Here is a 13028-nt window from a genome sequence, read left to right as displayed (position 1 = left end):
AATAATTATCACTGTTGACTGAGAAAGCAATTAATTAAAACCCAATAAAATGTGCTTGTGAACTTTTTTTGCCACAATAATTAAATTTTTAATAAAACGGATGTTATATTGCTAAGTACCCTGACGGGATCTCCATCTCAAGACTTAAAATTATAATATTACAATACGCTATTAGACTATAATTTACTGAAATATAATGCGATAACCCAATTCTCTAAAATATGAAAACACGATTTAAAAACGGCGTACATAAATGTATGCTATTTTCCCTTTTTATCAGTTTGGCCAGCTGTGCCCAGAAGTCTGATGATAAAGAAGTAGGGGAGGCGCTCTTTAATGGCAAGGATCTTTCTGGCTGGACTCAAAAAAACGGTAAGGCAACATACGAGGTGAATGATGAAACTATTGTAGGTACCACTGTTGCCGGAACGCCGAATTCCTTCCTTACCACAGATAAAAAATACGAGGATTTTATAATGGAGCTGGATTTTAAAGCAGATCCCAGTATGAATTCCGGCATTCAGATACGCAGTGAAAGCAAGCCCAATTATCAAAATAGCCGCGTACATGGGTATCAGATCGAGATAGATCCTTCAGACCGCGCCTGGAGTGGCGGTATTTATGATGAAGCCCGCCGGGGGTGGTTATATCCATTAACGAATAACCCCGCTGCGCAAAGTGCCTATAGAAAAGATGATTGGAATCATTATCGGGTAGAGGCCATTGGCGATACGTTACAGACCTGGGTAAATGGTGTTGCAGCCGCTAATCTTGTGGATGATAAAACCAAAGAAGGTTTTATTGCCCTTCAGGTGCATGCCATTGGGGGCGATGAGCAACCGGGTAAACAGATTATCTGGAAAAATGTACGGATTATAACGGACAGCCTCGACCAGTATAATAAAAAGAGTGACGCACCGGTATTTAATACCAAAAACCAACTTACAGAAGCAGAAAAAGAAGAGGGCTGGAAATTGCTCTGGGACGGAAAAACTACAGAAGGCTGGCGCGGCGCTAAGCTTGATGAATTTCCCGATAAAGGTTGGGTCATTGAAGATGGTGTGCTAACGGTAAAATCTACAGGCGGGGAAGAATCTGCTGCCGGTGGTGATATTGTAACAACAGAAAATTATGGGGATTTTGAACTGAAAACCGACTTCAAATTAACCAAAGGCGGCAATAGTGGAATCAAGTATTATGTTGATCCAGACCTTAACAAAGGAGCAGGTTCTGCCATAGGTCTGGAATATCAGATTCTGGATGATGAGAATCATCCTGACGCAAAATTGGGTAATCATGAAGGAAGTCGAACGGTAGCATCGCTTTACGACCTTATTAAAGCTGATGCCGATAAACCCATAAATCCTGTGGGAGAATGGAATACCGCCAGAATCGTTTCCAAAAACAACCACCTAGAGCATTGGCTAAATGGAGTTAAAGTACTGGAATATGAACGGAAAAGTCCGGAGTATCGTAAACTGGTTGCAGAAAGTAAGTATGAAAAATGGCCAAATTTTGGCGAATGGGAAGAAGGTCCCATCCTGCTTCAGGATCACGGAGATCGCGTTTCTTTTAAAAACATAAAAATTAAACCCTTAAACTAAAGACATGACTACACGAAGAGGATTTATAAGAAAAGCAACATTAGGCGGTGCGGGTATTGTAATAGCTAATTCTGCAATGGGGATGCCGGCAAGTAGTTACCGGCGTATTATAGGCTCTAATGAGCGCTTAAATGTAGCCATTGCCGGTTTGGGAAGACGCTATGGAGCCTACGTTGATCCTATTGCAAGAAAAGAAAGTAACGTGCAGCTTTTGTACCTCTGTGATGTGATGGAAAGCCAGCGTACAAGTGCTCTTAAAAATTTTAGTCAGCATATAGACTATTCCCCCAAACTGGCAAACGACATTCGCAAAGTGCTTGAAGATAAAGACCTCGATGTTTTGCTTAATGCAACTCCAGACCACTGGCACACCCCGGGTTCCATTATGGCTCTTAAAGCCGGTAAAAATGTATATGTCGAAAAACCTTGCAGCCATGATATGAATGAAAATGAAATGCTGGTTGCGGCTGCAAAAAAATATGATAAGGTGGTACAGATGGGCAATCAGCAGCGATCGTCAAATCATACCATTGAAATAATAAAAGCCATTCATGACGGTGCTATTGGCAAGCCCTACAAAGCAGTCGCCTTTTATGTAAATTCCAGGGGCGAAGTTCCCGTACAGAAGAAAGCTGCGCCACCTCAGGGACTGGATTGGGAACTTTTTCAGGGTCCTGCACCTCGTCGAGAATATACTGACAATACGTGGGACTACAACTGGCACTGGTATGGTTGGGATTATGGCACCGCCGAGGCGGGAAATAATGCCACTCATGAACTTGATGTGGCACGCTGGGCTTTACAAGTGGATTATCCCAATCATGCGCAGGTAGAAGCTGGCAAGAGGCAGTTTGAAAATGATGGATGGGAAATGTACGATAGTATGGAAGCCACTTTTAATTTTGACGATAATAAGATCATTGAGTGGGATGGTAAAAGCAGGAATGGGTATAATACCTATGGAGCGGGAAGGGGAACAATAATTTATGGTAGCGAAGGCTCGGTATTTGTTGATCGTGGTCGTTATGAACTTACAGACCTAAGCGGTAAAGTTGTCAAAGAAGTTAAGGCAGAAAGTAACGAAGCAGGTACCGCACTGGGCGGTGGTGGCGATACTTCTACGGCCCACGTAGTCAATTTTTTCAACACCATAAGGGGTACAGAAGAGTTACAGGCGCCAATTGATGATGCCGCGGTGAGTATGGCTATGGTGCACTATACCAATATGGCCTACCGTTCTGGAAAAGGTTTTGATATTGATCAGAAAACGGGCAAAGTCTATGATCGTGACGCTATGAAATTTTGGGGGCGTAAGTACGAAAATGGGTGGGAACCTAAGCTTTAATGTATAAATGATTTGAAGTTTAAAAAGGATGTAAAATATTGCACAGGCGTTCCAGAAAGAAAAGGCCGCTCTTTTGATCAAAAATGGATAGTTTTAAGCCGTTTTATACTCGAAAACACCAATAAATGAGAATAATAATCGGTTTTCTGCTTATTTGTATTTTAGCAGCGGCTTGCGAATCTCCACTAAAAACACCTCAAATCTCCCTTGAAGGTTATAAAATTGAAAAAGGTTTTGATCTTGAAGTAATCGCTTCGGAGCCATTTCTGGACGCACCGGTGGCTATAGATTTTGATACCAAAGGAAGAATATGGGTTGCGGAAATGCCTGGCTTTATGGAAAACCTTCAGGGTCAGGGTCAGGAGGAACCAACAGGAAGTATAAAAATACTGGAAGATCTGGACGGTGACGGTGCCACAGATCAGGCGCATATTTTCCTGGATAGTCTCGTGATGCCGCGTGCGCTCAAATTACTATATGGTGGGTTGTTATATGTTGAACCGCCAAATTTATGGTTTGTGGAAATAGATGGGGATTCTCCGGGTAAAAGTACCCTGGTTGACTCTTTGTATGCACCAGAAGGCAATCCAGAATATCAGCCCAATGGCCTGGAACTTAATATTGACAACTGGATCTATAGTGCGAAAACTAATTTTAGGTATCAGCGCAAAAACGGTAAGTGGTTAAAAGAGCCTGCTGTTAACAGGGGGCAGTGGGGTATTTCTCATGATAACTTCGGTAGGTTGTATTTTAATCACAATTCACAACAACTTTTAGGGGATTATGTAGTGCCAAACCGCCTTATACGCAACCGGTTTTATATCCCTCAATATGGTACAAACCGACTCCTGACGGAAGATCAGCGAGTATATCCTCTGCATCCTACGGCGGTCAACAGGGGTTATGCAGATGGTGTTCTTGACAAAGACAGTCTCCTCATAAATGTAACTGCTGCTTGTGGTCCTGTGATTTACCGGGGAGGAAGTTTTCCATCGGGTTATGACCAGAATGCATTTGTGTGTATTCCAGAAGCAAATCTGATTAAACGTAATATCCTTTCCTTTCATGGGGATAGCATCAGCGCAGAACAGGCCTGGCAGGGAAAGGAATTTTTAGCATCTATAGATGAAGGTTTTCGGCCGGTAACCCTGGCTAATGGTCCTGATGGCGCTATGTATGTAGCAGATATGCATCGTGGTGTGATTCAGCATTATGCATTTTTGAGTCCATATCTAAAAAACAAGTCAAAAAGGGAGCAATTGGATACTTTAGTTGGATTCGGGAGAATTTTAAAAATTCAGAACAAAGACGCTAAAATTGAGGAAATTCCTGATGTTGCTCAAGCTTCTCCAGGGGATATGGTTCGGCTGCTAAGCGATAAAAACGGCTGGATTCGCGATCATGCGCAGCAGTATTTGATTCTGAAAAACGATAAAGAGGTTTTGGCAGACTTGAAAAAACTCGCGGTAAATACCACTAACCCTATTGCTCAGGCACATGCATTGTACACCTTAGAAGGATTAGATGCTTTATCTTTAAACGTATTAACAGAAGTTGCACAAAATAGTAACGCTGAGGTAACTTCGCATGCTGTCGTCCTGATGGAAGCATTTGTTTCTTCAGAAAACCTACCACTGGTCCTGCCTTTGTTCAAGGAACTAATGGAAAAACAAGATACGGCAACAGATTTCTACCTTGCCACCACATTAGGAACGTGGGCAAAGGAAGCTCCTGAAACTTTTGCAGCGCTCATATATGATTTGTCTGTCAGATATAAAGATAATAAACGATTTACAGAAGCTTTTGTAAGTGGTAGTGGCGAATCTGTTAAAGTGTTGATGCCTTATCTGCAGAAGTATCCCGGTTTCGCGAACAGTCAGTTAGCGAGCCATTTAAACGAAAACTTAAAACGCCAAAAAGAGAACAATTTAAACCCTATTTACGTTAATAATGAGCGTAAAATGGATAACCGTACCAATGGGGCAAAACTTTTTCGGCAGATCTGTGCAGCTTGTCACGGTATTGATGGTACGGGGATAGAGGGAATTGCGCCCCCCTTTTTAAATTCTGAATATCTTACAGGTCCGCCAGAACGGGTGGGGCTCATTATTCTCCATGGTCTACAGGGACCGGTACATATCAATGGAAAGCGTTACGAATTAAATCAGGTTATGCCTGGAATGGCAGGGAATGAATCTTTATCCAATGGAGATATATCTGACGTGATCTCTTATGTGACCAATGCATTTACGAAAAATTCAAAATATGTAGCGCCCGTTGAAATTGAAAAGCTTCGGAAGCTGCAGCCAAATGGCGGAAGGGAATTTACAGAACAGGAATTAATGAATTATATAAAGACCTTACAGCAATAATTGCTCGAATCTTTAAACTACAACTGAATTTAGTGTAGTTTTTGTTAGACCGTTTCGTTCTCATAAATAAGTATAATTAAGAAATTGTTATTCAGTCTGACTCATTTGTTGATATTTGTTAATAAAAGTCCATATTAAATAAATATACTGGTTAAAAGAGGAATCGATTTTTAAATAAATCGTATTTTCGACACTTATAACGAAATAGTTAATTTTTAGTAACATCATATGAAAAGAAGTTTTTTACTTATTACCCTTATTTCCCTGCTCGTTTTTTTCGGGTGCGGAAGTGATAAAAGGGAGGGCGATCCCCAGGTATTAGTATTCTCTAAAACTGCAGGTTTTCGTCACGCTTCGATCCCTAAAGGTATTGCAGCCATTCAGAAATTAGGTGCAGAAAATAATTTTAAGGTAGATGCAACAGAAAATGCAGCTGTTTTTTCATCAGATAGCCTTAATAAGTATGCTGCGATCATTTTCTTAAGCACTACTGGAAATGTACTGGATGCCAGCGAAGAAGCTGGTTTTGAACGTTATATTCAAGCTGGTGGTGGTTTTGTAGGTGTTCATGCAGCTACAGATACAGAATATGACTGGAACTGGTATGGTAAACTAGTGGGGGCATATTTCACGAGTCATCCTGCAATACAAAAGGCTGATTTCAAAGTAAAAAACACTGATTTCCCCGCAACGGAATTTCTCAAGGATTCTATCTGGCAAAGAACAGATGAACTCTATAATTTTAAAAAAATCAATCCAGATATTAATGTTTTGTTGGAAATTGATGAGAAATCCTATGATGGAGGTACAAATGGTGCTTATCATCCCATGAGCTGGTATCATGAATATGACGGTGGAAGGTCCTTTTATACAGAACTAGGTCATACTGATGAGAGTTTTGTAGATCCCAATTACCTCAAGCACCTTATGGGTGGTATAAAATATGCAATGGGCGATAATGAAAAGCTTAATTATGATAAGGCTGTAACTCAAATCCCGCCAGATGCAGATCGATTTACTAAGAATCAACTTTCGCAAGGTGAATTCTTTGAACCAACTGAAATGACTATACTTCCTAATTATGATGTGCTTGTAGCGCAGCGTAGGGGAGAGTTGATGTTGTATAAAGATGAGACAAAAAAGATCAGCCAGGTAGGTTTTCTTGATGTTTACCATAAAACGCTAAATACTCCAGGTGTAAATGCTGAAGAGGGGATCATGGGGCTTCAAAAAGACCCTGATTTTGAAAAAAACCACTGGATATACATGTATTATGCGCCTACTGGTGATCAATGGATCAATAGGCTTTCCCGTTTTAAATTTGAAAATGATGAACTCAAGAAAGAAACAGAACAGATAATTATTGAAATTGATACGCAGCGTGAAATTTGTTGCCATACCGGAGGCTCTATAGCTTTTGGACCAGATGGGCTATTGTATCTATCAACAGGTGATAACTCCACTCCTTTTAATGAAAAAGAAGCAGATTACGTTAACAATGGTTTTGCGCCACTGAATGATACACCAGATCACAAGCAATTTGATGCCAGAAGGTCTTCTGCAAATACAAATGATTTGCGCGGTAAAATCCTTAGGTTAAAAATTAATGAAGATGGCAGTTACGATATTCCAGAGGGTAACCTCTTCAAGAAAGGTACTGAGAAAACAAGGCCCGAAATTTACACAATGGGACACCGTAATCCATACCGTATTTCTGTAGATCAGAAGAATAGCAATTTATACTGGGGGGAAGTAGGACCAGATGCTAATGAAGATAGTTTGGCTACACGTGGTCCCAAAGGTTATGATGAGATGAACCAGGCGCAAAAAGCCGGTAATTTTGGATGGCCACTGGTGATTGCAGATAACAAGCCTTATCGCGAATATGATTATGCTACTGGTGAAAGCGGTGAACTTTATGATCCAGAGCATCCCATGAACAATTCCAAGAACAATACAGGGTTAACGGAATTACCACCTGCTCAGCCTGCTTATGTATTTTATCCCTATGATGCGACAGGCGAATTTCCACAGGTAGGACAGGGAGGAAGAAATGCCATGGCAGGACCTGTGTATTATTCTGATATGTTTCCAAAGGAAAACGCACTTCCGTCCTATTTTGATGGTAAGGTTATCATTTACGATTGGATGCGGGGTTGGATGATGGCGGCAAGCTTTTTCCCTAATGGCGATTTTAATAAGATGGAGCCATTTGCGGCGAATGTAAAACTGAATTCTCTAATAGATATGGAAGTAGCGCCAGATGGAAGGATTTATCTTCTCGAATATGGTAGCGGATGGTTTTCAAAAAATGATGATTCTGGTCTTGCGCGCATAGAATATAACGGGGGTAACAGACCTCCATTGGTAAGTGATCTTAAAGTTGATAAGACCTCAGGTGGTCTTCCCCTTCAAATCAAAGCCAGTGTGACAGCAAGGGATAGGGAGAAAGATGCTCTTACGTATGTTTGGCATTTAGGTGAAAATGAAACAAAGGAAACAACAGAACCTCAGATTGAATATACTTTCAAAGATGCTGGTAGCTATACTGTTTCCGTAGAGGTTAGGGATGATAAAAAAGCTAATGCCATCAGCGAAACGGTTTCAGTGGTTGCTGGCAATACACGTCCTGAAGTATCTATTAAAATCAATAGGGGCAACAAGGCTTTCTTTATGCCAGGCGTACCATTAGACTATGAAATATTGGTCGAGGATGTAGAAGACGGTACAGCGATAAATGAAGAAAATATATTTGTATCTGTAGATTACATGGAGGGAATGGATGGTGCTTCCATAGCGCGCGGCCACCAAGAAGGAGATGCCTCAATCATGGGCAAAACGCTTACAGAAACATTAGATTGCCGTAGCTGTCATAAGGTTGGTGAGAAATCTATAGGACCTTCTTACAATCAGGTTGCAGAAAGATACAAGAACGATGAAAATGTATTTAGCTATTTGACCAAAAAGATTATGGCTGGTGGCGCCGGTGCCTGGGGCGAAGTTATGATGCCTGCACATCCTACCCTTACAGATGCTGAAACTAAACAGATTGTTTCTTATATAGTTTCATTGTCAGATAATACAGTAAAGAAAAAGTCTTTACCGCGTACAGGAACAATAACTCCCAAGGATGCTGATGCAGGTAAAACAATGGTCTTAGTTGCCAGCTATACAGATAAGGGCTCATCCTCAAGTAGACCTTTGACTGGTACCGCGCAGAAGGTTCTGCCTGGTAGCATGTTAAAGATCAATGAAGATATGGAGAAGGATGGTTTTTCACAAATAGAATATAACGGGAATAAAATGCTTATTGCACCACAAAAGCAGGGGTGGTTTGCATTGCCCGATATAGATTTAACCGGTGTGCGCAATGTTTCATTGAACGTCTCCTGGCGAGAGGAAATGAACTCCTCTTTGCGTTACGAGGTGCATTTGGATTCAGAGAATGGAAAAGTTATAGGAATGGGAACGATGAAAAAACCAGGAACAGCTCAGACCAACGGTAGTATTGATATTCCTTTAGAAAAAATTGATGGAGAAGAGTTTCATAAATTGTATTTCACTTATCTTCCTACAACGGAAGCTGTAAAATCACCTTCTTATGCCGTATTAGCCATTAACTTTAAAGGCAATTAATACAAAAGAGTATTAACTATAAACTATAGTCGGGATTGGATGATTTTTATCTAATTCCGATTTTTTTATGGGTTTCCTTTAGTAATTTAGAAACTTCAATGTATTGATTTTAGCAATGGTTTTAATTATCGCTATTAAGTTCAAATTTTTAAAAACTGTATTAATAGGAATGATATTATTAATGCATTTCCAAATCCTAATAATTCAATTATGAGAAAAATATGTATTGCGTTAGATTACAGTCCCACTTCAGAACAGGTTTTAAAAACAGGTTACGAGTATTCTCTGGCTCTTGGAGCTAAAGTGTCTATTATACATGTAGTATCTGATGCGGTTTATTATATGGATGCTCACGATTCTATGATGGGCTATGATGGTTTTAATACGATCACGAATGTGAATGTTTTAGAGGATCTAAGGGAAACATCTCAAAAATATCTTGATACAGTGGTTTCAGATCTGGGGGATCCAAATGTGGAAAGTAGCGTGATTGAAGGCGAAGTTTCTGAAGCGATACTTGAATATGCGGAAGCATGGGGGGCTGATCTACTGGTGCTGGGAACGCATGGTCGTGGTTTTTTAGAAAATATGTTAATGGGAAATACTGCGGTAAACATTGTGAAACATACAAAAATTCCACTACTGATAGTTCCAGTGAAAAAAGAAAACAACGATCAATAACACTTCTTTTCTGTTATCTCAGTGCTTTTACATTTATTTAAATCAAAGCCATTCATTAGATGGGCGGGTAGTGCTTCAATAGTTCTTGCTATATAAGACTATTGAACAATGATGTTATAAAACAGCATATTAATTTCTATTTTTTATTTCTTCAAAAAGCCAATTTCATACCTAAATATTGGCTTTTTAGACAAATTCCACTATATTCGTGTAATCGATTACACTCAATCGATCAAAACCGTAAATTTTAATTTAATATGACACATTCAGAATTTAGATATGCACACCATCCTAACGATGTCAAGAGTTATAATACACAGGAATTGCGTGATCATTTCTTGATACCGGAACTATTTAAAAAAGACGAAATCAACTTTACTTATACAATGTATGATAGGTACATTGCTGGTGGTGCTTTTCCGGTAGATAAAAAATTGAAGTTGGAGCCTATTGATGCTTTTAAAGCAGACTACTTTCTTCAGCGTCGTGAATTGGGCATTATCAATGTAGGAGGTAGAGGCAAGGTTACCGTAGATGGAGAAACGTATGAATTGGGTCGCAAAGAGGCATTGTATGTAGGCAGGGGCAAAAGAGAAGTGTTCTTTGAAGCGACAGATGGGGAGCAACCATATTTTTATATAAACTCTGCCCCGGCCCATAAAGAGTATGATACGAAAAAAGTAACCAAGAATGAGGCTGAGGTTGTTGAGCTTGGTGATAGTAAGTTTTCAAACAAACGTACCATTAATAAATTACTGGTCAACAGCGTTATTGATACATGTCAATTGCAAATGGGCATGACTGAATTAAAAGATGGCAATGTATGGAACACAATGCCCCCGCACACACACAGCCGCCGTATGGAAGTATACTTCTACTTTGATCTTGAAGATGGGCAAACTATTAGCCATTTTATGGGACAGCCCGATGAAACGCGACATATTTTTATGCAAAATCATCAGGCGGTAATCTCACCGGAATGGTCAATACACTCAGGTGCCGGGACTTCTAATTACACCTTTATTTGGGGTATGGCGGGTGAAAATCTTGATTATGGAGATATGGATGGCGTACAACCTCACGAACTTAAATAAAGTATTATGTCAGGTAATTTATTTAGTTTACAAGGAAAAACAGCATTGGTTTCTGGTTGTAAGCGAGGTATAGGCTTTGCAATGGCAGAGGCGCTGGCAGAGGCTGGTGCTAATATTATAGGCGTTTCGGCTACCTTAGAATCAGAGGGGTCCGATATAGAAAAAAGTGTTCAAAAGGCAGGGGGGAAATTTAAAGGGTATTCTTGTGATTTCTCAGACCGTAAAGGGCTTTATGCCTTTATAAAAAAGGTGAAGGAAGAAAACCCAAGGATTGATATCCTGGTTAATAATGCAGGCACTATCTTACGCCAACCTGCGGCAGAACATTCTGATGAATATTGGGACAAAGTTATTGAGGTCAATCAAAATGCGCAGTTCATCCTAAGTAGGGAATTTGGTAAAGAGATGCTTAAACGTGGCAGTGGTAAGGTGATTTTTACCGCATCTTTACTTACTTTCCAAGGAGGTGTCACCGTACCTGGTTATGCCGCATCAAAAGGTGCCATAGGCCAGTTGACAATGGCGCTTTCTAATGAATGGGCCGCTAAGGGAGTTCAGGTTAATGCCATTGCTCCCGGTTATATTGCAACAGATAATACGCAGGCGTTACAGGATAATCCGGAGCGCAGCGAGGCTATTTTAGAACGCATCCCAGCTGGTAGATGGGGTGAGCCGAATGATTTTAAAGGGCCTATTGTCTTTTTAGCTTCCGCGGCAAGTGACTATATGAGCGGTACGGTTATGACTGTGGACGGTGGCTGGATGGGCAGATAATATATGTAAATATTATAATGCACTTTGCACTGATAGTAATTATCGGTATTTTTCATGAAATGTTATATGTACCTCTAAGGAGAAGATCAGCAACCTTAAACGAAAAAAATACAGAATGAGTAAGACGAGTTTTATAACTGATAACTTTTTACTGCAGAATAATTTCGCGGAAGAATTGTATCATACCTATGCAAAAGAACAGCCTATAATTGACTATCACAATCATTTACCCCCTAAGGAAATAGCGGAAGACCGCGTTTTTGATAATATTTCACAGGTTTGGATTGCGGGAGATCATTACAAATGGCGCGCCATGCGCACAATGGGTGTAAATGAAAAGTTTATAACTGGAGACGCAAGTGACAAAGAAAAATTTGAGGCCTGGGCAAAAACGGTACCCCATACGTTGCGCAACCCGCTATTCCACTGGACCCACCTGGAGCTCAAACGTTATTTTGGTATTGATGAGTTGTTGACGGAGAAGTCCGCACCTGGTATCTATGAGAATGTGAACGCACAGCTACAGCAACCAGAAAATTCATGCCGGGGCTTATTGACCAAAATGAACGTCAAGACACTCTGCACAACGGAAGATCCTACTGATGCGCTCAAATATCACAAGCAAATGAGTTCAATGGATTTTGGTGTAAAAGTAAGTACGGCGTTTAGACCAGATAAAGCGATTTTGATTGAAGCTGAAAACTATTTGGATTACCTGAATGCGTTGGGAGATGCAGCAGGACTAAGTATCGATTCTTTTCAACGGCTCAAGGACGCTTTGGTAAAACGTATCGATTACTTTGATGACAATGGCTGTAAATTGTGTGATCATGGTCTAAATTCTATTTCTTTTGAAGAATTCAATGATGCTGATATAAATGCAATTTTTGAAAAAAGGAGGAACAATAATCCCCTTTCCATAAAAGAGATTGACCAATTCAAAACGGCTATATTGTTATTTTTAGGAGAAAACTACCATAAAAGAGAGTGGGTGCAGCAGTTTCATCTCGGTGCTTTGCGTAACAATAACAAGAGAATGCTTGCTAAAATAGGCCCAGATACAGGCTGGGATTCTATCGCAGATTACCCGCAGGCAGAATCATTATCTGCATTCTTAAACGCATTAGACGTAAAAGATAAACTCCCCAAAACCATATTATACAACTTAAACCCGGCAGATAATGCCATCTTCGCGACCATGATAGGTAATTTTAATGATGGTAGCATAAAAGGTAAAGTACAGTGGGGTTCTGGATGGTGGTTTTTAGATCAGAAAAATGGTATGGAAAACCAACTTAATACGCTTTCAAGTATGGGGATCATAAGCTGTTTTGTAGGTATGCTCACAGATTCCAGAAGTTTTCTTTCTTTCCCAAGGCATGAATATTTCCGTAGGGTTCTTTGTAATTTATTTGGTAGGGATATGGCTAGCGGAGAGTTGCCAGGTGATATGGAACTGGTAGGTCAGACCATTAGCAATATTTGCTATTCAAATGCTAAGCAATACTTCAATTTCTAATGG

Annotated in this window: 8 protein-coding genes; all 8 read left to right on the top strand. The window is 40.2% G+C overall.

The annotated features are described in order from the left end of the window. Positions 1 to 221 precede the first annotated feature (221 nt). The 8 genes from P162_RS05385 (at position 222) to uxaC (ending at position 13025) form a co-directional block, all read left to right on the top strand. Positions 222 to 1604, top strand: a complete 1383-nt coding sequence (locus P162_RS05385) for a DUF1080 domain-containing protein (protein WP_031426214.1) — start codon at positions 222 to 224, stop codon at positions 1602 to 1604. 4 nt (positions 1605 to 1608) lie between these two features. Then, on the top strand, positions 1609 to 2949 hold the full coding sequence (locus tag P162_RS05380) for a Gfo/Idh/MocA family protein (protein ID WP_031426213.1): 1341 nt from the start codon (positions 1609 to 1611) through the stop codon (positions 2947 to 2949). A gap of 125 nt (positions 2950 to 3074) precedes the next feature. After that, positions 3075 to 5321, top strand: coding sequence for a c-type cytochrome (locus P162_RS05375; protein WP_035916876.1), 2247 nt, complete (start codon positions 3075 to 3077; stop codon positions 5319 to 5321). Positions 5322 to 5549: 228 nt separating this feature from the next. Next, positions 5550 to 8957 (top strand): ThuA domain-containing protein, encoded by a 3408-nt coding sequence (locus P162_RS05370; protein ID WP_031426211.1) that lies wholly within the window; start codon positions 5550 to 5552, stop codon positions 8955 to 8957. Positions 8958 to 9167: 210 nt separating this feature from the next. Then, complete coding sequence (locus P162_RS05365; protein ID WP_031426210.1) at positions 9168 to 9638, top strand: universal stress protein; 471 nt, start codon at positions 9168 to 9170, stop codon at positions 9636 to 9638. A gap of 257 nt (positions 9639 to 9895) precedes the next feature. After that, positions 9896 to 10732: a 5-dehydro-4-deoxy-D-glucuronate isomerase gene (gene kduI / locus P162_RS05360; RefSeq protein ID WP_031426209.1), complete on the top strand. Its 837-nt coding sequence runs from the start codon at positions 9896 to 9898 to the stop codon at positions 10730 to 10732. A 6-nt stretch (positions 10733 to 10738) separates the two neighbouring features. After that, positions 10739 to 11506: an SDR family oxidoreductase gene (locus P162_RS05355; RefSeq protein WP_031426208.1), complete on the top strand. Its 768-nt coding sequence runs from the start codon at positions 10739 to 10741 to the stop codon at positions 11504 to 11506. A gap of 115 nt (positions 11507 to 11621) precedes the next feature. Next, on the top strand, positions 11622 to 13025 hold the full coding sequence (uxaC, locus tag P162_RS05350; RefSeq protein ID WP_031426207.1) for a glucuronate isomerase: 1404 nt from the start codon (positions 11622 to 11624) through the stop codon (positions 13023 to 13025). Positions 13026 to 13028 lie beyond the last annotated feature (3 nt).

The sequence above is a fragment of the Flavimarina sp. Hel_I_48 genome (genome assembly GCF_000733945.1).
Classification (GTDB): domain Bacteria; phylum Bacteroidota; class Bacteroidia; order Flavobacteriales; family Flavobacteriaceae; genus Leeuwenhoekiella.
This window is presented reverse-complemented; position numbering and strand designations above follow the sequence as displayed.